Raw genomic sequence first — 3,133 nt, forward strand, 5'->3', positions numbered from 1 at the left:
CCTCGAAATACCGTTGCAAGTGCACTCGTTGAGCCTGCAGCCAAGCCTCAGGCTGCTGTGGCAGCGGCTGCCCCAGGGCCGCGACCAGCTCGCTCAAGGGAACATCTATCTCTACCTGAATGCTGCGTTGCCCCAAATCCAGCATCACGGTGGCGGGCGGCACATCATGAGCCAGCGCCGGCTCGAGCACCGCCCACAGACCAAGGCCGAGCCACCAAGCCAAACACCTCAGCCAGCGCAAGCCTTTGCTCATCGCGCTCAACTGCCGAGCTGGTTGTAGTAGTCGTAGGACTTGTCGCGGAAGATCATGTGGTAGTGGGTCTGATTGGTGATCACCACACCGTTTTGCGCCGCAAGCTCGATCCACACACGGGGCCCATCGATGCGCATGTACGTGCCATTGGCGCTGATGTCGGGCCCGGTGCTGCTGAAGCTGCCTGAGGCATTGGCCCAGGCCACATAGGTGCTGCCGTAGGCGGCCTGGTAGGCCGCCAGCATGCGCGCAGCCGTGGCGCTGTCGTAATCGTTCAGGTATTGCTGGATGGCGGCCGTCACATAGGCCTGTTGAGCACTCGACAAGCTGGACACCAGCACCCCGCGGTTGCTGCTGGCCGCTACCGCGGCGCCGGCCTTGATCGGCTTGGCGCGCGCGCAGGAGGGGGTGTCCGGGCGCAGTGTGGTGATCGGTTCTTCGGCGGCCCTGTCGGGCCCGCTGGCCGCGCTGGGCCAGGACCTCAAGCTGGGCATCGATGCGGCCATGGCGCAGATCAATGCCCGCGGCGGGGTGCAGGGGCGCAGCCTGCAACTGCAGATGGTGGACGATGCCTACCAGCCCAACCGCACCCTGGACAACGTGCGCAAGATGGCCGCTGAGGGCGCTGTGCTGGCTTTGCTGTCGTGTGTGGGTACCCCCAACAACACGGCCATCCTGCCCGTGATCGAGGACAACGGGTTGCCCTATGTCGCGCCCCTGACCGGGGCCAGCTCGCTGCGCAAGGGCAGCAGCCGCAACCTGTTCCATGTGCGCGCCAGTTACGAGGCCGAGTTGCGCAAGATCGTGAGCCACCTGGCCACCCTGGGCATCAACAAGATCAGCGTGGTCTACCAGGACAGTGCCTTTGGCAAAGCCAACCTCGAGACCTGCCTGCAGATCGCCCGCGAGTTGCAGGTCGAGGTGCTGGGCTCGCTGCCCATGCAGATCGCCGCCCTCCATGAATGGCTCCAACAGGCCTGGCCCGGCTCGGGTGAGGCGAGCAGGCCGGCCCAGCCCGGTGCCCTCATCCTGCAAGGGGTGCGCCGCGCGGTGCTGGAAGGCGTGTTGCGCCCGGGCGAGCGCGTGCCTTCTTCGCGCGAACTGGCCCGTGAGCTGGGGGTGGCGCGCAACACCGTGGTCGCCATCTACGACCAGCTCAAGAGCGAGGGCATGCTGGTGGCCGGCCACGGTTCGGGCACCTTTGTCTGCCGGGTGGACGAGGCCCTGGCGCAGGCCACGGCCGAATCGGCCCCTTCCGGTGGCCCCAGGTCTGGCGTGGCAGAGGGCGGTGCCCGCCCCCTGAGCCTGTCCCGCCGCGGCCTGAGCTACCAGCGCCACCCGGTGCACCAGTTCTGGCGGCCCCAGCCCTTTTGCTCCGGCCAGCTCGACCTGAACCTGTTTCCGCTCTCGATCTGGAACCGCCTGCAGCGCAAGCACCTCAGCCAGGGTGACGCGTCCTGCCTGGAGCAGGGCGAGCCGGGGGGCGCCATGGCCTTGCGCCGCGCCATCGCCGACCACATCCGCACCACGCGGGGCGTGCGCTGCCAGCCCGAGCAGGTGATCCTGACCGATGGCACGGTCGAGTCGCTGGAGCTGGTCGCCCGCCTGCTGACCGACCCGGGAGACGTCGCCCTGATGGAGAACCCCTGCTACTGGGGTGCCAGCCACGTGCTGGGCGACCACGGCCTGCGCACCTGTTCGCTCGATGTCGATGCCGAGGGCCTGCCTGTGCCGCAGCCGGGGCAGCTGCCCGCGCCGCCGCGCCTGGTCTACCTCACGCCCTCGCACCAGTTCCCCATGGGCCATGTGATGAGCCTGGCGCGCCGCCTGGCCTGGTTGCGCTACGCCGAGGCGCACGACGCCATCCTGCTGGAAGACGACTACGACAGCGAGTTCCGCTATGTGGGCAAGCCCTTCCCCTCGCTGCAGGGCATGCAGGACACGGGCCGGGTCATCTACCTGGGCACCTTCAGCAAGACGCTGTACCCCGGCATCCGCATGGCCTACCTGGTGGTGCCCGAGCCCCTGGCCCAGGTGTTTGCCACCGCCTCGTCCGACTTCTACCGCGATGGCGATGTGGTGCAGCAGCGCGTGCTGGCCGATTTCATCCGCGAGGGGCATTACGCCGCCCACATCCGCAGCACCCGGCGCGAATACGGCCTGCGCCGCGAGGCTCTGCTGGGCGCCTTGCGCGAGGCCCTGGGGCCGGAGCTGGCCGATGGCCGCCTGCGCCTGTCGGGCGGGGCCATGGGCATGCACCTGACCCTGCTCTTGCCCGATGCGGTCGACGACCGGGCCATTTCGCGCGCCACGGCCGAACGGGGCGTGACGCTCATGCCCCTGTCGGTCTACTGCGTGGGGGCGGTGCGCAGCGGGTTGATCCTGGCCTACGCGGCGGTGCCGTGTTCGCAGATGGCGCCCAACATCGCGCTGGTGGCGCCGGTCATCCGCCAGGCCCTGGCCGGCTGCTGATCAGGCCTCGTTCAGCCAGGCCAGCAGCGGCGCCCACTGGGCCAGGTCTTTCTCGACCTTGGTCGGCGGCACGTCCCACAGGCTCAGGCCATGGGCGGCCAGGTGGGCGTAGTTCTGGGTGTCGCGCAGCTGGGTGATCAGGGGGATGCCCAGTGTGGCCAGGAAGGCCTGCAGGTGCTCGGTCGCCTTGGTGTGGTCCTTGATGCGGTTGCCCACCACGCCCAGCTGGGTCTTGCCCGGGCGCTTGCGCGCGTGCAGCTCGCTCACGAAATCCTGGGTGGCGTAGATGTCGAACACGCTGGCCTGCAGCGGCACGATCACCTTGTCGGCCAGGCGGATGACCTCTTTGAGGCGCCCGCCATGCAGGCCGGCCGGCGTGTCGAGCACCGCATGCTGCACGCCCTTGGG

2 protein-coding genes and 2 pseudogenes are annotated in these 3,133 nt (G+C 68.7%); 1 reads left to right on the plus strand and 3 read right to left on the minus strand.

What is annotated here, in order from left to right; all coding sequences use genetic code 11:
• A pseudogene (locus QZ994_RS19220) lies at nucleotides 1–253 on the minus strand (hypothetical protein); the annotation flags it as partial.
• Between the two features lie 5 nt (nucleotides 254–258).
• Nucleotides 259–759 carry a DUF3500 domain-containing protein gene (locus QZ994_RS19225; RefSeq protein ID WP_367172358.1) on the minus strand — a complete coding sequence of 167 codons (501 nt, stop codon included), beginning with the start codon at nucleotides 757–759 and terminating at the stop codon, nucleotides 259–261.
• Here QZ994_RS19225 and QZ994_RS19230 point away from each other — a divergent pair.
• A complete protein-coding gene (locus tag QZ994_RS19230) occupies nucleotides 662–2,725 on the plus strand; it encodes an aminotransferase class I/II-fold pyridoxal phosphate-dependent enzyme (protein ID WP_290877526.1) in 2,064 nt (687 codons plus the stop codon). The two genes, QZ994_RS19225 and QZ994_RS19230, sit on opposite strands and share 98 nt — an antisense overlap.
• Here the strand turns inward: QZ994_RS19230 and QZ994_RS19235 are convergent.
• A pseudogene (locus tag QZ994_RS19235) lies at nucleotides 2,726–3,133 on the minus strand (ParA family protein); the annotation flags it as partial.

Origin of the sequence: Aquabacterium sp., from assembly GCF_021768455.1 — a bacterium.
Classification (GTDB): domain Bacteria; phylum Pseudomonadota; class Gammaproteobacteria; order Burkholderiales; family Burkholderiaceae_C; genus Aquabacterium.